Annotated in this window: 17 protein-coding genes; 14 read left to right on the top strand and 3 right to left on the bottom strand. The window is 62.3% G+C overall.

The features are described 5' to 3' along the window. Positions 1–80 precede the first annotated feature (80 nt). Positions 81–551: an Lrp/AsnC family transcriptional regulator gene (locus tag PC358_RS20395; protein WP_033702147.1), complete on the top strand. Its 471-nt coding sequence runs from the start codon at positions 81–83 to the stop codon at positions 549–551. 149 nt (positions 552–700) lie between these two features. On the opposite strand, the gene PC358_RS20390 is transcribed toward PC358_RS20395, so the two are convergent. Continuing rightward, a complete protein-coding gene (locus PC358_RS20390; protein WP_033702145.1) occupies positions 701–2,077 on the bottom strand; it encodes a CYTH domain-containing protein in 1,377 nt (458 codons plus the stop codon). Between the two features lie 115 nt (positions 2,078–2,192). Between PC358_RS20390 and argE the strand changes: the two genes are divergently transcribed. Together argE and argA are read left to right on the top strand one after the other, a co-directional pair. After that, on the top strand, positions 2,193–3,335 hold the full coding sequence (gene argE, locus PC358_RS20385) for an acetylornithine deacetylase (protein WP_033702143.1): 1,143 nt from the start codon (positions 2,193–2,195) through the stop codon (positions 3,333–3,335). Between the two features lie 124 nt (positions 3,336–3,459). Beyond that, positions 3,460–4,758 carry an amino-acid N-acetyltransferase gene (gene argA, locus PC358_RS20380; protein WP_033702141.1) on the top strand — a complete coding sequence of 433 codons (1,299 nt, stop codon included), beginning with the start codon at positions 3,460–3,462 and terminating at the stop codon, positions 4,756–4,758. 51 nt (positions 4,759–4,809) lie between these two features. Here argA and PC358_RS20375 read toward each other — a convergent pair whose 3' ends face one another. Continuing rightward, positions 4,810–6,186 carry a glutamine synthetase family protein gene (locus PC358_RS20375; RefSeq protein ID WP_033702140.1) on the bottom strand — a complete coding sequence of 459 codons (1,377 nt, stop codon included), beginning with the start codon at positions 6,184–6,186 and terminating at the stop codon, positions 4,810–4,812. Between the two features lie 574 nt (positions 6,187–6,760). Here PC358_RS20375 and PC358_RS20370 point away from each other — a divergent pair. The 7 genes from PC358_RS20370 (at position 6,761) to PC358_RS20340 (ending at position 15,072) form a co-directional block, all read left to right on the top strand. Continuing rightward, positions 6,761–8,119, top strand: coding sequence for a glutamine synthetase family protein (locus PC358_RS20370; protein ID WP_033702137.1), 1,359 nt, complete (start codon positions 6,761–6,763; stop codon positions 8,117–8,119). Between the two features lie 48 nt (positions 8,120–8,167). Then, entirely contained in the window at positions 8,168–9,529 is a 1,362-nt protein-coding gene (locus PC358_RS20365) for an aspartate aminotransferase family protein (protein ID WP_033702135.1), read from the top strand. A 170-nt stretch (positions 9,530–9,699) separates the two neighbouring features. Further along, the gene (locus PC358_RS20360) at positions 9,700–10,797 is read left to right on the top strand and encodes a polyamine ABC transporter substrate-binding protein (RefSeq protein ID WP_033702134.1); all 1,098 of its coding nucleotides are present in this window, start codon (positions 9,700–9,702) and stop codon (positions 10,795–10,797) included. Between the two features lie 158 nt (positions 10,798–10,955). After that, on the top strand, positions 10,956–12,050 hold the full coding sequence (locus PC358_RS20355; protein ID WP_033702132.1) for a polyamine ABC transporter substrate-binding protein: 1,095 nt from the start codon (positions 10,956–10,958) through the stop codon (positions 12,048–12,050). A gap of 72 nt (positions 12,051–12,122) precedes the next feature. Then, entirely contained in the window at positions 12,123–13,265 is a 1,143-nt protein-coding gene (potA, locus tag PC358_RS20350) for a polyamine ABC transporter ATP-binding protein (protein WP_033702130.1), read from the top strand. A gap of 35 nt (positions 13,266–13,300) precedes the next feature. Further along, on the top strand, positions 13,301–14,182 hold the full coding sequence (locus tag PC358_RS20345) for an ABC transporter permease subunit (protein ID WP_177326479.1): 882 nt from the start codon (positions 13,301–13,303) through the stop codon (positions 14,180–14,182). Continuing rightward, on the top strand, positions 14,179–15,072 hold the full coding sequence (locus PC358_RS20340) for an ABC transporter permease subunit (RefSeq protein WP_033702126.1): 894 nt from the start codon (positions 14,179–14,181) through the stop codon (positions 15,070–15,072). The genes PC358_RS20345 and PC358_RS20340 overlap by 4 nt, the downstream gene beginning before the upstream one ends. A gap of 27 nt (positions 15,073–15,099) precedes the next feature. Here the strand turns inward: PC358_RS20340 and PC358_RS20335 are convergent, their stop codons facing one another. After that, a complete protein-coding gene (locus PC358_RS20335) occupies positions 15,100–16,260 on the bottom strand; it encodes an AAA family ATPase (protein WP_033702124.1) in 1,161 nt (386 codons plus the stop codon). Between the two features lie 108 nt (positions 16,261–16,368). Here PC358_RS20335 and PC358_RS20330 point away from each other — a divergent pair, with 108 nt between their 5' ends. The 4 genes from PC358_RS20330 (at position 16,369) to oscA (ending at position 21,938) form a co-directional block, all read left to right on the top strand. Continuing rightward, on the top strand, positions 16,369–17,457 hold the full coding sequence (locus PC358_RS20330) for an efflux RND transporter periplasmic adaptor subunit (RefSeq protein ID WP_033702123.1): 1,089 nt from the start codon (positions 16,369–16,371) through the stop codon (positions 17,455–17,457). Then, on the top strand, positions 17,454–18,521 hold the full coding sequence (locus PC358_RS20325) for an efflux RND transporter periplasmic adaptor subunit (protein ID WP_033702121.1): 1,068 nt from the start codon (positions 17,454–17,456) through the stop codon (positions 18,519–18,521). Before PC358_RS20330 ends, PC358_RS20325 begins: the two co-directional genes overlap by 4 nt. Then, positions 18,518–21,571, top strand: coding sequence for an efflux RND transporter permease subunit (locus PC358_RS20320; RefSeq protein ID WP_033702119.1), 3,054 nt, complete (start codon positions 18,518–18,520; stop codon positions 21,569–21,571). The genes PC358_RS20325 and PC358_RS20320 overlap by 4 nt, the downstream gene beginning before the upstream one ends. A 184-nt stretch (positions 21,572–21,755) precedes the next feature. Continuing rightward, the gene (gene oscA, locus PC358_RS20315) at positions 21,756–21,938 is read left to right on the top strand and encodes a sulfur starvation response protein OscA (protein ID WP_016489716.1); all 183 of its coding nucleotides are present in this window, start codon (positions 21,756–21,758) and stop codon (positions 21,936–21,938) included. The last annotated feature ends 27 nt before the right edge of the window (positions 21,939–21,965 follow it).

Raw genomic sequence — 21,965 nt, 5'->3', positions numbered from 1 at the left:
TATTTTTTCGCTATGATTCCATCGATTTGCTGGAATGGCAGATCGTTCAATTCTGATTATATGGTTTTGGGGGATTATTCATGCACAGCGAGCTGGACGCCTATGATCGGCGCATCCTCGAACTGCTTCAGGAGGACGCTTCGCTGTCCAGCGCACAGATTGCCGAGCGTGTCGGGTTGTCGCAATCGCCTTGCTGGCGGCGTATTCAGCGGCTCAAGGAGGAGGGGGTGATACGCGGGCAGGTGACCTTGCTCGACCGCAAGAAAATCGGCTTGAACACGCAGATCTTCGCCGAGGTGAAGCTGAACGCGCACGGGCGCTCGAATTTTACCGAGTTCACCGAGGCGATTCGGGGGTTCCCGGAGGTGCTGGAGTGCTATGTGCTGATGGGGTCGGTGGACTTCCTGCTGCGCATCGTTACCTCGGACATCGAGGCGTACGAGCGGTTCTTCTTTGAAAAGCTGTCGAATGTGCCGGGGATTCAGGAGGTCAATTCGATTGTGGCGCTTTCGGAGATCAAGTCCACGACGAGCCTGCCACTGGGTCGCTGAGGTAGATTTTCGTGAAGCGGCCTTGCCGGGGCGCCGGATCGGTCGGAAAGGGTCGTGCAGCGGCCCCAAGATCTGTGCTGCTTTGGAGATCGTGGGGCCGCTGCGCGACCCGTTCGCGACGCAAGGCCGCTCCTACAGGGGCCGTGTCGTCAGGGCTTGAGCAGGTGCTTCCAGCCGCGGCTCTGATCAACGGCGCGGGCCTGTTCGATACGGGCTTCAAGCAGCTCGTCGGGCTCTTCCGACAGCGGCAGCTCGGCCAGCTCGTGCAGTTTTTTCAGGTCGCCGTACAGGCGGTCCATTTGCGGTGCTTCGAGCACCTGCCGGGCATGGTGCAGCCAGGCCAGCAACTGTTCGATGCGCGGCAGCTGTTCGGCCAGGTCTTCCGGGCGCTGGGTGTACAGCGGCAGCTTCAGGGCACGGCCTTCTTCGCCCAGCAGATGGGCCATCCAGCTGGCCAGCTGCGCATTGCCCTGGCGTTCGCCACGGCCTTTGCGTTCGGCGGTCCAGCCACGGGCCAGCAGCCAGCGCGAGGTTTCCAGGGAGAACTGACCCCAACGCACGTCTTCGAGCTCTTCGGCAAACTGCTCGGGCGCGGCGCGGCGGATGTCTTCGTCATCGTTACCGGCCTGCACCAGCGGGCGCCAGTCTTCGAGCAATGCGTCGAGGCTGCTGCGCAGGGCGCGGGTGGACGGGCGCGGTGCCGCCTGGCCCAGGCTGCTGGTCAGTGCGCGCAACTCGGCCAGGCACTCGACCCAGTCCTGCAACAGGCGCCAGTGGCCATTGTGGCGATATTGCTCGGCCAGGCGCTGGCTGCTGGCCAACAGCTGCCAGGCGAGGGCGGCGTAGGCATCGTCCACGGCCATTTCGGCGTCCAGCTCGGTGTGCGGCAAGCCCAGCTCATAGCTTTCGGGCTCCAGCAGGCGGTAGCCACGCTCGGCCTTGCTGATGTCGCAGGGCATCAACGGCAGGCTGGCGGCGAGCTCGGCGGCCAGCTCTAGCAGGGCTTCAGGCGCACCTTCGCGCAGCTCGAGCTCCAGCTCGCAGATTTCTTCCTTGCGCTTGCCAGCGATCACGAAGCCTTGGTCCAGCGCGGCCTCGATCACGACTTTGCTCTTGCCACGGCCCCAGGCGATTTCCGCGAATTCGCGGGTGAAGTCGGTGGTGAACAGCGGCTTGATGGTTTTCTTGTCGAGCGCGGCCAACTGCTCGGGCCAGCAGGTGGCGTCGAGTTTTTTCAGGTCGAGCTTGACCTTGTCCAGCTGCCACTCGTACTCGTTGCGCTCGGACAGCCCGGCCACGCTTTGGCCACGGCACTTCAAGGTCTGGATGATCGCCTCGCCATCGCGGCGCAGGCGCAGGGCCACGCGGGCAGCGGAAAGGTCACGCTCCGGGGTGTCGAAGTACTGGTTGAGCAGTTCGCGGGTCTGCCAACCGGACTTGTTGCGCTTTTTCAGCAAGGGGTGCTCGCGCAGGGCGGCAAGGGTCTCGCGGCTGGCGCGGAGCTTGAGTTCGGTTTCTTTGTGCATCGCTGGCTCGAAGGAGGGGCTCGTTGGCAACAGAGTCTACAGCAGTCGGCCGCCAACGGTTTATTCCAGACGGCAGATGGTCCTATGATGGGCAACGCTTCCGAGGAGTACGGGCATGCCGTTGCCGACGCTGAAAGACCAGTTCGCCGCTTTGATCGCCGCGCCTTCGGTCAGTTGTACCCAGCCTGCGCTGGACCAGTCCAACCGCCAGGTCATCGACCTGCTGGCCGGCTGGTTGGGCGACCTGGGTTTCACGTGCGACATCCAGCAGGTCAGCCCCGGCAAGTTCAACCTGCTGGCCAGCCGTGGCACTGGCCCGGGTGGCCTGGTGCTGGCGGGGCACAGCGATACCGTGCCCTTCGACGAGCAGCTGTGGTCGAGCGACCCGCTGAAGCTGACCGAAATCGATGGCCGCTGGGTCGGCCTGGGCAGCTGCGACATGAAGGGCTTCTTCCCCCTGGTCATCGAGGCCGTGCTGCCGTTGCTGGAGCACGACTTCAAGCAGCCACTGCTGATTCTCGCCACCTGCGACGAAGAAAGTTCCATGTCCGGCGCCCGCGCCCTGGCCGAGGCCGGCCAGCCGCTGGGCCGCGCAGCGGTAATCGGCGAGCCCACCGGCCTGCGGCCGATCCGCATGCACAAGGGCATCCTCATGGACCGCATCGACATCTTGGGCCGCAGCGGCCATTCGTCGGACCCAAGCCTCGGGCGCAGCGCAATGGAAGCCATGCACGCGGTGATGGGCGAGCTGATGCAGTTGCGCGGGCAATGGCAGCAGGCGTACCGCAACCCACAGTTCACCGTGCCTACGCCAACGATGAACTTCGGCTGCATCCATGGCGGCGACAACCCCAACCGCATTTGTGGCCAGTGTGCACTGGAATTCGACCTGCGGCCGCTGCCGGGGATGGATGCAGAGCAGTTGCGTGCGGCGATTCGCCAGAAGCTGGTACCGCTGGCGGAACGTTATGAGGTGCGCATCGACTATGCGCCGCTGTTCCCTGAAGTGCCCCCGTTCGAGGAGGCTGCGGACGCCGAGCTGGTGCACGTGGCCGAGCGCCTGACCGGTCATCGCGCCGAAGCGGTAGCGTTCGGCACCGAAGCGCCTTATCTTCAGCAGCTGGGCTGCCAGACCATCGTGCTGGGCCCTGGCGACATCGCCTGTGCCCACCAGCCTGGCGAGTACCTTGAAATGTCACGAATCGAGCCTACCGTGCGTCTATTGCGTGACCTGATCCGGCACTATTGCCTGCACTAAACGTCCATTGAGCTGATTCGTTCCTGCCTAGAGGAGACCGCGCGTGACCGCAAGCCTGTTCCGACGATGATCTTGAACGCCCCCTGTATCGCCGTTCTCCGTCCACTTATCCACAGGCCCTGTCATGCCCGATTACGTCAACTGGCTGCGTCATGCTTCCCCGTACATCAATGCCCATCGCGACTGCACCTTTGTGGTCATGCTCCCCGGCGACGGGGTGGAGCACCCTAATTTCGGCAACATCGTCCACGACCTGGTGCTGCTGCACAGCCTGGGCGTGCGGCTGGTGCTGGTGCATGGCTCGCGCCCGCAGATCGAGAGCCGCCTGGCCGAGCGCGGCCTGACTCCGCACTACCACCGCAGCCTGCGCATTACCGATGCGGCCACGCTGGATTGCGTGATCGATGCTGTGGGTGCCCTGCGCCTGGCCATCGAGGCCCGCTTGTCGATGGACATCGCCGCTTCGCCGATGCAGGGCTCGCGCCTGCGCGTGGCGTCCGGCAACCTGGTCACTGCCCGGCCCATCGGTGTGCTCGAAGGCGTGGACTACCACCACACCGGCGAAGTGCGCCGGGTCGACCGCAAAGGCATCAGCCGCTTGCTCGACGAGCGCTCCATCGTGCTGCTGTCGCCGTTGGGGTACTCGCCCACGGGTGAAATCTTCAACCTGGCCTGCGAAGACGTGGCCACCCGCGCGGCCATCGAGCTGGGTGCCGACAAACTGCTGCTGTTCGGCGCCGAGCCGGGGCTGCTGGATGAACAGGGCAAGCTGGTGCGTGAGCTGCGCCCGCAGCAGGTGGCCCCGCATCTGCTGCGCCTGGGCAGCGACTATCAGGGGGAGCTGCTGGATGCTGCCGCCGAGGCCTGCAAGGGCGGCGTGGCGCGCAGCCATATCGTCAGTTATGCCGAAGACGGTGCGCTGCTGACCGAGCTGTTCACCCGCGGGGGTGGCGGTACGCTGGTGTCCCAGGAGCAGTTCGAGGTCGTGCGTGAGGCAACCATCGAAGATGTCGGCGGCCTGTTGGAGCTGATCAGCCCGCTGGAAGAGCAAGGCATCCTGGTGCGCCGTTCGCGCGAGGTGCTGGAGCGGGAAATCGAGCAGTTCAGCGTGGTCGAGCGCGAGGGCATGATCATCGCGTGTGCGGCGCTGTACCCGATTGCCGATTCCGAGGCGGGGGAGCTGGCGTGCCTGGCGGTGAACCCGGAGTACCGGCATGGTGGGCGCGGCGATGAGCTGCTTGAACGCATCGAGAGCCGGGCACGGCAGATGGGTTTGAATACGCTGTTCGTGCTGACGACGCGCACTGCGCACTGGTTCCGTGAGCGTGGCTTTGCGCCAAGTGGCGTGGAGCGGCTGCCGGCGGCGCGGGCTTCGCTGTACAACTATCAGCGCAATTCGAAGATTTTCGAAAAGTCGCTGTAAGCCTGCCTCGGCCTCAATGAAAAACGCCGCCCTGATGGGCGGCGTTTTCAGTTACACGGTATGCAGGTACCAGTTGTACTCGAGGTCGGAGATCGAATGCTCGAACTCCTCCAGCTCGCTTTCCTTGCACGCGACGAAGATGTCGATGTACTTCGGATCGATGTACTTGTTGAGGATCTCGCTGTCGTCCAGCTCACGCAGGGCATCGCGCAGGTTGTTCGGCAGGCTCTGATCCAGCTGCTCGTACGAGTTGCCTTCGATTGGCGCGCCGGGCTCGACCTTGTTGGTCAGGCCGTGGTGCACGCCGGCCAGTACGGCCGCCATCATCAGGTACGGGTTGGCATCGGCGCCGGCTACCCGGTGCTCGAGGCGCACGGCATCGGCAGAACCGGTCGGCACGCGCAGGGCCACGGTGCGGTTGTCCAGGCCCCAACTCGGTGCGTTCGGCACATAGAACTGCGCGCCAAAGCGACGGTACGAGTTGACGTTCGGGCAAAGGAACGCCATGGACGCGGGCAGGGTCTCGAGCACACCGCCGACAGCGTGACGTAGCGCGGCGTTCTGCTCGGGATCCTCGCTGGTGAAGATGTTGTTGCCATCTTTGTCCAGCACGGAGATGTGTACGTGCAGGCCGTTGCCTGCCTGGCCCGGGTAGGGCTTGGCCATGAAGGTGGTGTCCATTTCATGGTCGTAGGCGATGTTCTTGATCAAGCGCTTGAGCAGCACCGCGTAGTCACAGGCCTTGAGCGGGTCGGGGACGTGGTGCAGGTTGACTTCGAACTGCGCCGGGGCGCTTTCCTTGACGATGGCGTCGGCCGGAATACCCTGCTCTTTGGCACCCTCGAGGATGTCCTGCAGGCAGTCGGCGTATTCGTCGAGGTCGTCGATCAGGTACACCTGGGTCGACTGTGGGCGCTTGCCCGAGATCGGCGAGCGGGGTGGTTGCGGGCGGCCGTTCACGTTCTCCTGGTCGATCAGGTAGAACTCCAGCTCGAACGCGGCGCAGATGGTCAGGCCCATGTCGTCGAACTTGCTGACAACCTGACGCAACACTTCACGAGGGTCGGCGAAGAAGGGCTCGCCTTCGATCTCGTGCATGGTCATGAGCAGCTGTGCGGTGGGGCGTTTCTGCCACGGCTCGTTGCACAGCGTGTCGGGGATTGGATAGCAGATGCGGTCAGCATCGCCGATGTCCAGGCCAAGCCCAGTGCTCTCGACGGTGGAACCGTTGATGTCCAGGGCGAAGAGGGAGGCCGGCAGGTTGATGCCTTTCTCGTAAACCTTGTGGAGGCTGGTGCGCTCTATGCGCTTGCCGCGCACCACACCATTCATATCTGCAATCAGAAGGTCAACGTAGAGAACCTCAGGATGTTCCTTAAGGAACGCGTTCGCTTCGTTAAGCTGAACGGCACGCGGGGGTACCGACATGATGCAACACCTTTGTTGTTAAAAATATCAATCAAGGGGGGCTTGCAGGACCAGTCAATCGAAAAGCCATACTGATGTCAAGCCAACCCCATGATGCCCTGAAATGGCACATCTACGGCAGATTTGCTGCATATCGGGGCGTGCCATTATCCGCTATTTACCGCTCAAAGGGCTATCTCAAGCTTGCCGTGTTTTATTTTTTACGGAGGTGTTGTGTAAAAAAATGAACAAGGCTAAGCTCGGTCACAACCCAAAACACAATAATACGAGGGTCATATGGTCCGCTTGTCGCGACCTGAAAGCGCTGCCTGCGCAGTGCAGTCGGGTACCCCTGTCGTTCATGAACGCACCGTCAACGGTGTGGCCGCCCTGGCCGCAATAATTGACGCTTGGCGCACCCGGACCTTCCCCCGTAGCGGCGTTGCGCTACTCGATTCGCCTTCCTGCCCTTCAAACTCATTACGGACACGCTTGGTTTCAGTGTATCCACTGTGCTCGTGCGTGGGGGTTTTTGCTTTAGCAATCTTCTCCATCCAGAATCAATGCGCGGACCACCTTACCTCCTGAGGTATTTATGAGTAACAACCTCGACCAGCTCACCGATTGGTTGAAAGAGCACAAGATCACTGAAGTCGAATGCATGATCAGCGACCTCACTGGTATCACGCGCGGCAAGATCTCGCCGACCAACAAGTTCATCGCCGAAAAAGGCATGCGCCTGCCCGAGAGCGTGCTGCTGCAGACCGTGACGGGTGACTACGTCGACGACGACATCTATTACGAACTGCTCGACCCGGCCGACATCGACATGATCTGCCGCCCCGACGAAGACGCCGTGTTCCTGGTGCCCTGGGCCATCGAGCCGACAGCGCAGGTGATCCACGACACCTACGACAAGAAGGGCAACCCGGTCGAACTGTCGCCGCGCAACGTCTTGAAGAAAGTGCTCAAGCTCTACGCCGACAAAGGCTGGCAGCCGATTGTCGCGCCCGAGATGGAGTTCTACCTGACCAAGCGTAGCGAAGACCCGGACTTCCCGCTGCAGCCGCCGGTAGGCCGCTCGGGGCGCCCGGAAACCGGCCGCCAGTCGTTCTCGATCGAAGCCGCCAACGAATTCGACCCGCTGTTCGAGGATGTCTATGACTGGTGCGAACTGCAGAAGCTGGACCTCGACACGCTGATCCACGAAGACGGCACGGCGCAGATGGAAATCAACTTCCGTCACGGCAACGCGCTGCACCTGGCCGACCAGATCCTGGTGTTCAAACGCACCATGCGCGAGGCCGCGCTCAAGCACAATGTGGCCGCGACCTTCATGGCCAAGCCCATGACCGGCGAGCCTGGCAGTGCCATGCACCTGCACCAGAGCGTGATCGACGCGGCCACCGGCAAGAACATCTTCAGTAACGAAGACGGCAGCATGAGCGAGCTGTTCCTGCACCACATCGGTGGCCTGCAGAAGTTCATCCCCGAGGCGCTGCCGCTGTTCGCCCCCAACGTCAACTCGTTCCGCCGCTTCCTGCCCGACACCTCGGCGCCGGTGAACGTCGAGTGGGGCGAGGAAAACCGTACCGTCGGCCTGCGCGTGCCGGATGCCGGGCCGCAGAACCGCCGGGTCGAAAACCGCCTGCCGGGCGCCGATGCCAACCCTTACCTGGCCATCGCCGCCAGCCTGCTGTGCGGCTACATCGGCATGGTCGAAGGCATCGAGGCCAGCGCGCCGGTGCAGGGCCGTGGTTACGAACGCCGCAACCTGCGCCTGCCACTGACCATCGAAGACGCCCTGGAACGCATGGAAGTCAGCCGTGCGCTGGTGCAGTACCTGGGCAAGAAGTTCATCACCGGCTACGTCGCCACCAAACGCGCCGAACACGAAAACTTCAAACGCGTCATCAGTTCCTGGGAACGTGAGTTCCTGCTGTTTGCAGTCTGATCAACCCTGGTGCCGCAGGAGCGCGGCTGTCGGATAACGGAGAAGCACATGAGCGTCAAAAACCCGCAAACCCGTGAATGGCAAACCCTGAGCGGCGAGCATCACCTCGCGCCCTTCAGCGACTACAAACAGCTGAAGGAGAAGGGGCCGCGCATCATTACCAAGGCCCAGGGCGTGCATTTGTGGGACAGCGAGGGCAACAAGATCCTCGACGGCATGGCCGGCCTGTGGTGCGTTGCGGTGGGGTATGGCCGCGAAGAGCTGGTGCAGGCTGCCGAAAAGCAGATGCGCGAGCTGCCGTACTACAACCTGTTCTTCCAGACCGCGCACCCGCCGGCATTGGAGCTGGCCAAGGCGATCACCGACGTGGCGCCTGAAGGCATGAGCCATGTGTTCTTCACCGGCTCCGGCTCCGAAGGCAACGACACCGTGCTGCGCATGGTCCGTCACTACTGGGCACTGAAGGGTAAACCGCACAAGCAGACCATCATCGGCCGCATCAACGGCTACCACGGCTCCACCTTCGCCGGTGCGTGCCTGGGTGGCATGAGTGGCATGCACGAGCAGGGCGGCCTGCCGATCCCGGGCATTGTGCACATCCCGCAGCCGTACTGGTTCGGTGAGGGCGGGGACATGAGCCCGGACGCGTTCGGGGTGTGGGCCGCCGAGCAACTGGAGAAGAAAATCCTCGAAGTCGGCGAAGACAACGTCGCGGCCTTCATCGCCGAGCCGATCCAGGGCGCGGGCGGGGTGATCATCCCGCCAGAAACGTACTGGCCGAAGGTCAAGGAGATCCTCGCCAAGTACGACATCCTGTTCGTTGCCGACGAAGTCATCTGCGGCTTCGGCCGCACCGGCGAGTGGTTCGGCTCCGACTACTACGACCTCAAGCCCGACCTGATGACCATCGCCAAGGGCCTGACCTCCGGTTACATCCCCATGGGCGGTGTGATCGTGCGTGACACTGTGGCCAAGGTGATCAGCGAAGGCGGCGATTTCAACCACGGCTTCACCTATTCGGGCCACCCGGTAGCGGCCGCAGTAGGCCTGGAAAACCTGCGCATCCTGCGCGACGAGCACATTGTCGAGCAGGCACGCAACGAAGCGGCACCGTATTTGCAAAAGCGTTTGCGTGAGCTGCAAGACCACCCGCTGGTGGGTGAGGTGCGCGGCCTGGGCCTGCTCGGCGCGATCGAGCTGGTCAAGGACAAGGCGACCCGCAGCCGTTACGAAGGCAAGGGCGTGGGCATGATCTGCCGCAACTTCTGCTTCGAGAACGGCCTGATCATGCGTGCGGTGGGTGACACCATGATCATCGCGCCACCGCTGGTGATCAGCCATGCAGAGATCGACGAGCTGGTGGAAAAGGCGCGCAAGTGCCTGGACCTGACCCTCGAAGCGATCAGATGAGCACCTGCTAGGCTAGCGTTGTGACATTAGTTGGTTACAAGGGGCTGCTTTCCTTGAAACAGCGCCTTGTAACTTGCCAGACTAGCGACTGTTTCAGTCGCCCAGCGCGCGTACTGCGGGACCTGGCAGCTGAACGGATGGCTAATCAAAAAAAATCTGGAGCATGACGCATGAAGAAAATGGGCAAGACGTTGCTGGCCGCCGCCCTGATGGGTGCCATGGCGACCGCTGTTCAGGCTGATGACAAAGTACTGCACGTGTACAACTGGTCGGACTACATCGCCCCGGACACCGTGGCCAATTTCGAGAAAGAGACCGGCATCAAGGTCGTCTATGACGTCTTCGACAGCAACGAGACCCTCGAAGCCAAGTTGCTGGCAGGCAAGTCGGGCTATGACATCGTCGTGCCGTCCAACAACTTCCTGGCCAAGCAGATCAAGGCCGGCGTCTACCAGGAGCTGGACCGCTCCAAGCTGCCAAGCTGGAAAAACCTCGACCCAGCCCTGCTCAAGGCTGTTGGCGATGCCAGCGACCCAGGCAACAAATTCGCCTTCCCCTACATGTGGGGCTCCATCGGTATCGGTTACAACCCAGAGAAGGTCAAGGCCGCGCTGGGCGTCGACAAGATCGAATCGTGGGACGTCGTGTTCAAGCCTGAGAACATCGAAAAACTCAAAAGCTGTGGCGTGAGCTTCCTCGATGCACCGACCGAGATGATCCCGGCCGCGTTGCATTTCCTGGGCAAGCCGAGCGACAGCACCAAGAAAGAAGACCTGAAAGCCGCGGAAGATCTGTTCCTGAAGATTCGTCCGTCGATTACCTACTTCCATTCCTCCAAGTACATCTCTGACCTCGCCAACGGCAACATCTGCGTGGCTGTGGGTTACTCGGGTGACCTGGAGCAGTCCAAGGCCCGTGCCCACGAGGCCGGCGACAAGGTCAAGCTGAGCTATGTCATTCCGAAGGAAGGTGCCGGCACCTTCTATGACATGGTTGCCATTCCGAAAGACGCCGAAAACGTCGAAGCTGCCTACACGTTCATGGAATACCTGCTGCAGCCGAAAGTGATGGCCGCCATCACCAACGCCGTGCGTTTCCCGAATGGCAACATGGCGGCGACCGAGTTCGTCGACAAGGACATCACCAGCGACCCGGCCATCTACCCGTCTGATGCAGTGAAGGCGCAACTGTACGCCATCAAAGCGCCAGAGAAGGCCGCCCAGCGCGACATCACCCGCAGCTGGACCAAGATCAAGTCGGGCAAATAAGCCTGATGCGACACCTCTGGGCCGGGCTTTACCGGCTCAGAGGCAGTGAAAGGCAATTGTTGATTGCGGCATCGAAGCTGCGAAGGTAAGTTGCGCGCCGGTTTTGCGTGTGCGGCCACATTGCCGCTACCCATGCACTGATTGTGAGGACCACCCACTTGTCTATTTCTGTATTACGCAAGGCCTTGATGGCTGGAGCGGGCCTGACGCTGGCATGCAGCGTCCAAGCGGCGCCTACGGTGCATTTCTACAACTGGTCCGATTACATCGGCCCAACCACACTCGCGGACTTCGAGAAGGCAACGGGTATCAAGCCCGTGCAGGACGTTTTCGATTCCAACGAAACACTGGAAGGCAAGCTGCTGGCCGGTAACACCGGTTATGACGTCGTCGTGCCGTCCAACCATTTCCTCGGCAAGCAGATCAAGGCGGGCGCGTTCCAGAAGCTCGACAAGAACCTGCTGCCCAATTATGCCAACCTGGACCCGGCGCTGATGAAGCGCCTCGAGAAGAATGACCCGGGCAACCAGTACGCCGTGCCTTACCTGTGGGGCACCAACGGCATTGGTTACAACGTAGAAAAGGTCAAGGCTGCGCTGGGCGTCGACACTATCGATTCCTGGGCTGTGTTGTTCGAACCCGAGAACATGAAGAAGCTCTCCACGTGTGGTGTTGCCTTCCTCGACTCGGCGGACGAAATGCTCCCGGCGGTGCTCAACTACATGGGGCTGGACCCCAACAGCAGCAACCCCGACGACTATAAAAAGGCCGAGAAGAAGCTGCTGGCGGTACGCCCGTACGTGACCTACTTCCACTCGTCCAAGTACATCACCGACCTGGCCAACGGCGACATCTGCGTCGCGGCGGGCTTCTCGGGCGATATCTTCCAGGCCAAGGCCCGTGCGGAAGAAGCCAAGAAGGGTGTGAACTTGGCTTATGCGATTCCCAAGGAAGGCGGCAACCTCTGGTTCGATGTACTGGCGATCCCCAAGGACGCCAAGAACGTCAAAGAGGCCCATGCCTTCATCAACTATTTGCTGAAACCTGAGGTTATCGCCCAGGTCAGTGATTACGTCGGTTACGCCAACCCGAACCCCAAGGCTGGCGACCTGATGGACCAGGCCGTGAGGACTGACGCCGCGGTTTACCCACCGCAGGAAGTGCTGGACAAGATGTTCGTCAACGCTGAGTTGCCACCCAAGGTGCAACGTCTGATGACCCGTAGCTGGACCAAGGTCAAGTCGGGCAAGTAACAATCCAGGCCCGCCGCGGCCCTCTGCAGAACAGGTTGCGCGGGCACACAAATCTTGTTGGGAGTTTCACTCATGGCAGTTGCCTCCGGTGCCTATAAGAAAGCCCTCGAGGGTGGCCAGCAACCCAAGCAGGTGCTGGTCAAGATCGACCGGGTCACGAAAAAGTTCGACGAAACGGTAGCTGTGGACGATGTGTCCCTGGAAATCCGCAAGGGCGAGATCTTCGCCCTGCTGGGTGGCTCCGGTTCCGGCAAATCGACCTTGCTGCGTATGCTGGCCGGTTTCGAACGGCCGAGCGAAGGGCGGATCCTGCTCGACGGCGTCGACATCACCGACATGCCGCCCTACGAGCGGCCGATCAACATGATGTTCCAGTCCTACGCGCTGTTCCCGCACATGACCGTGGCGCAGAACATCGCCTTCGGCCTGCAGCAGGACAAGTTGCCCAAGGCCGACGTCGACGCCCGCGTGGCCGAGATGCTCAAGCTGGTGCACATGACCCAGTACGCCAAGCGCAAGCCGCACCAGCTGTCTGGCGGCCAGCGCCAACGTGTGGCCCTGGCCCGCTCGCTGGCCAAACGGCCGAAGCTGCTGTTGCTCGATGAGCCGATGGGCGCCCTGGACAAGAAGCTGCGCTCGCAGATGCAGTTGGAGCTGGTGGAGATCATCGAACGCGTGGGTGTGACCTGCGTGATGGTGACCCACGACCAGGAAGAGGCCATGACCATGGCCCAGCGTATCGCCATCATGCACCTGGGCTGGATCGCCCAGATCGGCTCGCCGGTGGACATCTACGAGACCCCGACCAGCCGCCTGGTGTGCGAATTCATCGGCAACGTCAACCTGTTCGAGGGTGATGTGGTCGACGACGCCGAAGGCCACGCGATCATTGCCAGCCCTGAGCTGGAGCGCAAGATCTACGTCGGCCACGGCATCACCACGTCGGTCGAAGACAAACACATCACCTACGCGCTGCGCCCGGAAAAAATGCTGGTCACTACCCAGCAGCCGACCTGCGAGCACAATTGGTCGCGCGGCAAGGTCCACGACATCGCCTACCTGGGCGGCCACTCGGTGTTCTACGTCGAGCTGCCGAGCGGCAAGATCGTCCAGTCGTTCGTGGCCAACGCCGAGCGCCAGGGCACGCGTCCGACATGGGGCGATGAAGTGTACGTGTGGTGGGAAGACGACAGCGGCGTGGTACTGCGGTCATGAAACTGCGCAAGCTCAAGCGAGCCTTCCAGCGCTTGATCCCTGAGGGGCGGCACCTGGTGATCGGTGTGCCGTTCATCTGGCTGTTCCTGTTCTTCATGCTGCCGTTCTTCATCGTGTTGAAGATCAGCTTTGCCGAAGCCGACGTGGCGATCCCGCCGTATACCGAGATCTACAGCTACGTCGAAGACAAGATCCAGTTGGTGCTCAACCTGGCCAACTACGGGCTGTTGACCGAGGACGAGCTGTACATCTCGGCCTACCTCGGCTCGTTGAAGATGGCCTTCATCAGCACCCTGCTGTGCCTGTTGATCGGCTACCCGATGGCCTATTCCATCGCCAATGCCCGCAAAGAGTCGCAGACCGTGCTGTTGCTGCTGATCATGATGCCGACCTGGACGGCGATCCTGATCCGCGTCTACGCCTGGATGGGCATCCTCAGCAACAACGGGCTGCTCAACAGCTTCCTGATGTGGCTGGGGCTGATCGACCAGCCGTTGCAGATCCTCAACACCAACCTGGCGGTGTATATCGGCGTGGTCTATTCGTACCTGCCGTTCATGATCCTGCCGCTGTACGCCAACCTGGTGAAGCATGACCCGAGCCTGTTGGAAGCTGCATCGGACCTGGGTTCGAGCACCTTCAACAGCTTCTGGAAGATCACCGTGCCGCTGTCCAAGAACGGCATCATCGCCGGCTGCATGCTGGTGTTCATCCCGGTGGTGGGTGAGTTCGTGATCCCGGAACTGCTGGGCGGCCCGGAAACCCTGATGATCGGTAAGGTGCTGTGGCAAGAGTTCTTCAACAACCGTGACTGGCCGGTGGCGTCCGCGCTGGCGGTGGTGATGCTGGCGATCCTGATCGTACCCATCCTGCTGTTCAACCGCAGCCAGGCCAAAGAGATGGAGGGCAGGGCATGAAGCGTTTCAGTTTCTCCAAGCTGATGCTGGTGCTCGGCTTGCTGTTCATCTACCTGCCGATGCTGATCCTGGTGATCTATTCGTTCAACGCCTCCAAGCTGGTGACGGTGTGGGGTGGCTGGTCGGTGAAATGGTACGTTGGCTTGCTCGACAACACCCAGTTGATGGGGTCGGTGATGCGCTCGCTGGAGATCGCCTGCTACACGGCGGTGGCGGCGGTGGCGTTGGGTACCCTGGCGGCCTTCGTGCTGACCCGGGTCACTCGCTTCAAGGGCCGTACGCTGTTCGGTGGCCTGGTGACCGCGCCGCTGGTCATGCCTGAGGTGATCACTGGCCTGTCGCTGTTGCTGCTGTTCGTGGCCATGGCGCAGATGATCGGCTGGCCGCAGGAGCGTGGCATCGTCACCATCTGGATCGCCCACACCACGTTCTGTGCGGCGTATGTGGCGGTGGTGGTGTCGGCGCGGCTGCGTGAGCTGGACCTGTCGATCGAGGAAGCGGCGATGGACCTGGGTGCCAAGCCGTGGAAGGTGTTCTTCCTGATCACCATCCCGATGATTGCGCCTTCGCTGGCGGCGGGCGGCATGATGTCGTTCGCGCTGTCGCTGGACGACCTGGTGCTGGCCAGCTTCGTGTCCGGGCCTGGCTCGACCACCTTGCCGATGGAAGTGTTCTCGGCGGTGCGCCTGGGCGTGAAGCCTGAGATCAACGCCGTGGCCAGCTTGATCCTGCTGTCGGTGTCGCTGGTGACCTTCATGGTCTGGTTCTTCAGCCGCCGTGCTGAAGAGCGTCGTCGCAAGGCGATTCAGCAAGCAATCGAGGAAGGTGCAGCGGCGAACGTGTCGCAGCCACAGGTCAAGCGCCCGACGGCTGCTGCAGCGTCGGCCTGACCCGGTTTGGGGCCGCTTCGCGGCCCCTCAATCCGGCCAATGCCAAGCCGGCTCATCCAGCATCCCCTGCCCGACGATCACAGTCTGCCCCAGCTCTTTCGTCAGCCTTATGGCATTGCACCCCTCATCCTCTTCCAGCGCCGCCACCAACCGCGGGGCATGCGATACCACCCACACCTGGCACTGCTGCGAAGCCCGCCGGATCAGCCGCGCCAGCGCCGGTAGCAAGTCCGGATGCAAGCTGGTCTCCGGTTCGTTGAGCACCATCATGCTCGGTGGGCGGGGCGTCAGCAGGGCTGCCACCAGCAGCAGGTAACGCAAGGTGCCGTCGGACAGCTCGGCCGCACTCAATGGCCGCAACAGCCCTGCCTGCTGAAAGCGCAGGCTGAACAAGCCACCCGGTGTCGCCTCGATGCCCACCTGTGAGCCAGGGAAGGCATCGCTGACCGCCGCCTGCAGCGCCTCGAAATCGCCGATCTCCTTGATGGTCTGCAACGCCGCCGCCAGGTCCCGGCCATCGTGGTGCAGCACAGGCGTGCGGGTGCCAAGGCGCGCTTGGCGTGCCGGTGCCTCGGGGTCGGTACAGAAGTGATCATAAAAGCGCCAGCTGCGGATCTGCTCACGCAGGTGCAGCACTTCAGGTGAACCCTGCACGCTACCGACCTGGTCGAACAGGCTGTCGAACTCGGTCATGTGCTGGCTCATGACCTGCCACTGGCGCCCCTCGCGGGCGCGCACCATGGCCGCGCTGCGCTCCACCAGCAGGCTGGCGGGGCGGCAGACCGGGCCCGCCCAGATCGCTTCATGCTTGATCTGCGGGTCCAGGGAAAACTTCGACTGGCTTGGCTCCGGCAGCCCAAGGCCAATGGCATAACCGAAATCTTCGTCGGTGAAGCCCATTTTCAGGCGCCGTACCTGCTGGCGCGGCCCACCTTGCACCGGCACCTCGCCCTTGAGCATGCGCCGGCTGAGTTTTTCTGGCCCGGCATGGAACGTGGATTCCAGCCCACCCTCGGCGGCCAAGGCATTGACCACCCCGCCGCGCGCTGTCTCGGCCAGCAGGCGCAGGGCCTTGTACAGGTTGGACTTGCCGCTGCCATTGGCGCCAGTAATCAGGTTCAGCCGACCCAGCGGCATCACCAGTTGGTTGATCGAGCGGTAGTTGGCGATGGCCAAGGTTGTGAGCATGGGGCGCTTCCGTGTGCGGGCGAACAGGCAGTATCGCTGTTTGCTGAACCCTGAACTACGCTAACAGTCGCATTCCTCGAACCATTTGCGCGCAAGCAAGGAGCCCGCATGACGTTGAGGCGTCTTCTGTCGGTCGTCTGCCTGGGGTTGCTGTTCATGTTGTCGGGGTGCGAGAGGGAAGTCTCGAGCCCGGAACTGCCTCGGGTCGGCGTGCTACAAGTACAACCCACTGACTTCGCTGCCAGGGTCACCCTGACCGGCGACGTGCAGGCACGGGTGCAAACCGATTTGTCGTTCCGTGTGGGCGGCAAGATCATTTCACGCAGCGTCGATGTGGGCGATCACGTCAAGGCCAACCAGGTACTGGCGCGGCTTGACCCCAAAGACTTGCAGAACAACGTCGACTCGGCCAAGGCTGAAGTGTTCGCCGCCCAGGCGCGTGTGACACAGACGGCCGCCGCCTTCGTGCGCCAGCAAAAACTGTTGCCCAAAGGCTATACCAGCCAGAGCGAGTACGACTCTGCCGAAGCGGCGCTGCGCAGCAATCAGAGCGCGCTCAAGGCCGCTCAGGCACAGCTGGCCAATGCCCGGGAGCAGTTGAGCTATACCGCGCTGGTGTCCGAGGCCGATGGCGTGATCACCGAGCGCCAGGCCGAAGTCGGCCAGGTGGTGCAGGCGACCATGCCGATCTTCGGCCTGGCCCGCGATGGCGACCGCGACGCGGTGTTCAATGTCTATGAATCGCTGCTGGTGGCACCGCCAAGCGATGCCGGAGTGGTCGTCAGCCTGCTCGATGACCCCAAGGTTCAGGCCCAGGGTTTTGTCCGCGAAATCACCCCGACGGTGTCGGCGCAGAGTGGCACGGTGCAGGTCAAGGTGGCCTTGCGCAACGTGCCGCCGGGCATGCAATTGGGCTCGCCGGTCACCGCCACGGCCAATGCTCAGGGGCGACCGAGCATCGAGTTACCTTGGGCGGCACTGACCAAGGCCTTGCATGAGCCGGCAGTGTGGGTGGTGGGCGAGGGCGACAAGGTCGAGCTGCGCAAAGTGCAGGTCACGCGCTACCTCACCGGCAAGGTCGTCGTCGCCCAAGGCATCAAAGGTGGCGAAACGGTTGTGGTCAGCGGTGGTCAGCTCTTGCATCCGGGCATGCAGGTTGAAAAAGTCGATGCTCAGGATGGAGGCGCCGCGCCATGAAACGTCTAATGCTGATAGGCGCGGCAGGGCTGTTGTTGAGCGCCTGTGGCAGTGAAGAACAGCAACCCGAAGCCGTGCGCCCTGTGCTGTCGACCCTGGTCGAGGCGCAGGCGCAGTCGCAGCTGGGCCGCTTCGCCGGCGCCATCCAGGCGCGTTTTGAAAGTACCCTGGGTTTTCGCGTCTCCGGGCGCATCGCCCGGCGTTGGCTGGATGTCGGCGCCCAGGTGAAACCCGGCGATACCTTGGCCACCCTTGACCCGACCGACCAGCAGAACCAGCTGCGCGCGGCCGAGGGCGACCTCGCCAGGGTTCAGGCGCAGTGGATCAACGCCCAGGCCAACGCACGTCGTCAGCAGCAGTTGTATGACCGCGGCGTTGGCGCCCAGGCCCAGCTGGATATTGCCCAGACCGACCTGAAAACCACCGGTGCCAGCCTGGAACAGGCCCGCTCGGCGGTCAGCCAGGCTCGCGATCAGCTCGACTACAGCACCCTGCGCAGCGACCATGCGGCCGTGATCACCGCCTGGCAGGCCGAAGCCGGGCAGACCGTCACGGCCGGGCAGGCCGTGGTCACCCTGGCCCGACCAGACGTCAAGGAAGCGGTCATCGACTTGCCCATAAACATTGCCGAAGCATTGACCAAGGACCTTACGTTCACCGTTGCCTCGCAGCTGGATACCAGCATCAACACCACCGCCACCCTGCGCGAGCTGGAGCCCCAGGCCGACGCTGCCACGCGCACCCGGCGTGCCCGGCTGACCCTGGCCAGCACCCCGGACGCGTTCCACCTGGGCACGGCGATCAGCGTGACCCTGACCTCGGCGATCACCCCGCGCAGTGAACTGCCCCTGAGCGCGCTGCTTGAGCGTGATGGCAAAACCCAGGTCTGGGTGATCGACCCCCAACAGAAAACAGTCGCCACCCGTGACGTCACGCTGACCGAACGCACCGGCGACAGCTTCATGTTGAGCGCCGGCGTACAACCCGGCGAGCGCGTGGTTACCGCTGGCGTGAACAGCCTCAAGCCCGGCCAGAAAGTTACCTTCGACGAGGACGCGCAATGAAAGGAAGCTTCAACCTGTCCGAATGGGCGCTGCGCCACCAGTCCTTCGTCTGGTACCTGATGTTCGTCGGTTTGTTGATGGGGATTTTTTCCTATTTCAACCTGGGCCGTGAGGAAGACCCGTCGTTCACCATCAAGACCATGGTGATCCAGACCCGCTGGCCGGGTGCGACGCAGGACGAGACCCTTTACCAGGTCACCGACCGCATCGAGAAGAAGCTCGAAGAGCTCGACTCCCTCGACTACACCAAAAGCTACACACGCCCCGGCGAGTCCACCGTCTACGTCTACCTGCGCGACACCACCAAGGCCGCCGACATCCCGGACATCTGGTATCAGGTGCGCAAGAAGATCCAGGACATTCGCGGCGAATTCCCCCAAGGCATCCAGGGGCCGGGCTTCAACGACGAATTCGGCGACGTGTTTGGCTCCATCTACGCCTTTACCGCCGATGGCCTGACCCTGCGCCAGTTGCGCGACTATGTGGAGCAGGCCCGGGCCGAGGTGCGTGAAGTACCCAATATCGGCAAGATCGAACTGGTCGGCACCCAGGACGAAGTGCTGTACCTGAAGTTCTCGACCCGCAAGCTGGCGGCCCTGGGCATCGACCAGCGCCAAGTCATGCAGGCGCTGCAGCAACAGAACGCGGTGACCCCGGCCGGGGTGATCGAAGCCGGGCCAGAGCGCATCTCGGTACGTACTACCGGGCAGTTCGCCTCCGAGAAAGACCTGCAAACCGTCAACCTGCGGATCAATGACCGCTTCTTCCGCCTGGCCGATATCGCCGATATCGAGCGCGGCTACGTCGACCCGCCTTCGCCGATGTTCCGCTACAACGGCCAGACTGCCATTGGCCTGGCGATCGGCATGAAGGCCGGCGGCAACATTCAAGTGTTCGGCGCTGCGCTGAAGCAGAAGATGGACAGCATCGTCAGCGACCTGCCAGTGGGCGTGGGTGTGCACACCGTGTCCGACCAGTCGGTGGTGGTCAAGGACGCGGTGGGCGGTTTTACCAGCGCCTTGTTCGAGGCGGTGGTGATCGTGCTGGCGGTGAGCTTCGTCAGCCTGGGCGTGCGCGCCGGGCTGGTGGTGGCCTGCTCGATCCCGCTGGTGCTGGCCATGGTCTTTGTGTTCATGGAATACAGCGGCATCACCATGCAGCGGATCTCGCTGGGTGCGCTGATCATCGCCCTGGGGCTGCTGGTGGACGATGCGATGATTACCGTCGAGGTGATGGTCACACGGCTGGAAATGGGCGAGAGCAAGGAGCAGGCGGCTACCTTTGCCTACACCTCCACGGCATTCCCCATGCTCACCGGCACCTTGGTGACCGTGGCCGGCTTCGTGCCGATCGGCCTCAATGCCAGTTCTGCCGGCGAGTACACCTATACCCTGTTCGCAGTGATCGCCGTGGCACTGATCGTGTCCTGGGTGGTGGCGGTGTTCTTTGCGCCGGTGCTGGGCGTGCATATTCTCAAGATTGACAAGCTCAAGGCCCACGACGCCGAGCCTGGCCGCTTAGGGCGGGCGTTCGAAGGCGGTTTGCTGTGGTGTATGCGCAACAGATGGCTGACCATCATCGGTACCATCGTATTGTTCGTCCTGGCATTGTTCTGCATGCGCTTTGTGCAAAACCAGTTCTTCCCGTCGTCCGATCGCCCGGAAATCCTCGTCGATCTCAACTTGCCGCAAAACGCCTCGATCGAGGAGACGCGCAAGGTGGTCGACCGCCTGGAGGCGAGAATCAAGGACGACCCGGACCTGGTGCGCTGGAGCACCTATATCGGCCAGGGCGCAATCCGCTTCTACCTGCCCCTGGACCAGCAACTGCAGAACCCGTACTACGCCCAGCTGGTCATCGTCAGCAAAGGCTTCGAGGAGCGTGCAGGCATGATGGTGCGCCTGCAGAAACTGCTGCATGAAGAGTTCGTCGGCATCGGCACCAACGTGCAGTCGCTGGAGATGGGCCCGCCGGTGGGCCGGCCGATCCAGTACCGCGTCAGCGGCAAGGACATCGACCAGGTGCGCAAGCATGCGATCGACCTGGCCACGCTGCTCGATGCCAACGAGCACATCGGCGAGATGATCTACGACTGGAACGAGCCCGGTAAGGTGCTGCGGATCGAAATCGCCCAGGACAAGGCACGCCAGCTGGGGCTGTCGTCCGAAGACGTGGCGAACGTGATGAACAGCATCGTCAGCGGCGCACCTGTGACCGAGGTCAACGACAATATCTACCTGGTGGACGTGGTCGCCCGTGCCGTGGACAGCGAGCGGGGTTCGCCGGACACACTGCAGAACCTGCAGATCGTCACCCCAAGTGGCACCTCGATACCGCTGCTGGCCTTCGCCACTGTGCGCTACGAACTGGAGCAGCCGCTGGTGTGGCGCCGTGACCGCAAGCCGACCATCACCATCAAGGCCTCGGTCAACGGCGACATCCAGCCCACCGACCTGGTGGCCCAACTGAAGCCGAAGATCGATGAGTTCGCCAGCCAGTTGCCGGTCGGCTACGAAGTGGCCACGGGCGGTACGGTGGAGGAGAGCAGCAAAGCCCAAGGCCCGATCGCCAAGGTCATCCCGCTGATGCTGTTCCTCATGGCGACCTTCCTGATGATCCAGCTGCACAGCGTGCAGAAGCTGTTCCTGGTGGTCAGCGTGGCGCCGCTGGGGCTGATCGGTGTGGTGCTGGCGCTGGTGCCGACCGGTACGCCGATGGGCTTTGTGGCGATTCTCGGGATTCTCGCCCTGGCCGGCATCATCATTCGCAACTCGGTGATCCTGGTGACCCAGATCGACGAGTTCGAAGCGCAGGGGTTCTCGCCATGGGATGCGGTGGTGGAGGCCACCAACCATCGGCGGCGGCCGATCTTGTTGACTGCGGCGGCAGCCAGCCTGGGCATGATCCCCATTGCCCGAGAGGTGTTCTGGGGGCCGATGGCCTACGCCATGATCGGCGGCATCATCGTCGCGACGTTGCTGACCTTGCTGTTCCTGCCGGCCCTGTATGTGGCCTGGTACAAGATCCGCGAGCCGCAAAAACAAAACTGAAGCGCTACACCGAACCCTGTGGGCGCGGCTAAACCCGCGCCCGCAGGGTCTTTTTAAAATGGTTATATAAACATTCTTAAACAGTATTTTTAAGAATATCCGCGCCTCACTACTATTGCCCTCAAGCCAGGCGCAAACCCCCTTCAAATCTCTGCCCGGCACCCTCACTCCAAGGAGAACGAGCATGAGTGCATCTCTGCGTAGCATCGACGGTCAGGACGAAGCCACCATTCTGCGTGAGATCCAGAGCGCCTTGCGCGATCTGCGCTTCGGTGCGGTGGAGATTACCGTGCACAACGCTCAGGTCGTCCAGATCGAGCGCAAGGAGAAGTTCCGCCTGCAACAGCCCGGCAACAAGTCCGGCTGATCGCGCCACCCCTTCAAAAAATTAGAA

It is taken from the genome of Pseudomonas capeferrum (assembly GCF_000731675.1).
In the GTDB taxonomy this organism is placed as follows: Bacteria; Pseudomonadota; Gammaproteobacteria; order Pseudomonadales; family Pseudomonadaceae; genus Aquipseudomonas; species Aquipseudomonas capeferrum.
The sequence above is the reverse complement of the archived record's forward strand: the minus strand, read 5'-3'. Positions and strand labels throughout refer to the sequence as shown.